The following is a 422-nucleotide window of genomic DNA, read 5'->3' as shown; positions in this document are numbered from 1 at the left end:
GCGGCGCCGGCGCCTCATGGTGGCGGGGATTTGCGCGACGAGCGGGTGCCCGCACGCGGCTGGGCGGCGGTCGGCGACGCCGGGATCTGTGCGCGCAGGGCCGCCAACGCCTCGCCAAGCGCCTCGACGCGTTGATCGGCATTGCGCTGGATCTGCGTGATCTGTTCCTGGTGTGCTGCGTGCAGCGCCTGGCGCTCGGCGCGCATCTCGGCGCGCGCGGCGTCGAGATCGGCCCGGGTGGTCTGCGCGGTGTCGCGTTCGCGCTCCGCGGCCTCCTGGGCCGCGGCGGCCTGCGCCTGCGCCGCGGTGAGCTCGAGGCGCGTCGCCGCGGCCTCGTCATGGGCGTGCTGGCGCGCGGCCTCGGCGGCGTCCAGCCTTGCCTGCAGCCGCTGGTGGTCCTGTTCGGCCTGGTGGCGGGCGGC

1 pseudogene is annotated in these 422 nt (G+C 77.0%); it reads right to left on the bottom strand.

Annotated elements, in window-relative coordinates:
* Window positions 1-14 precede the first annotated feature (14 nt).
* Window positions 15-422: pseudogene (locus tag F0Q45_RS28425) on the bottom strand (hypothetical protein); the annotation flags it as partial.

Source organism: Mycobacterium simiae, assembly GCF_008370645.1.
GTDB lineage: Bacteria > Actinomycetota > Actinomycetes > Mycobacteriales > Mycobacteriaceae > Mycobacterium > Mycobacterium simiae_A.
This window is presented reverse-complemented; position numbering and strand designations above follow the sequence as displayed.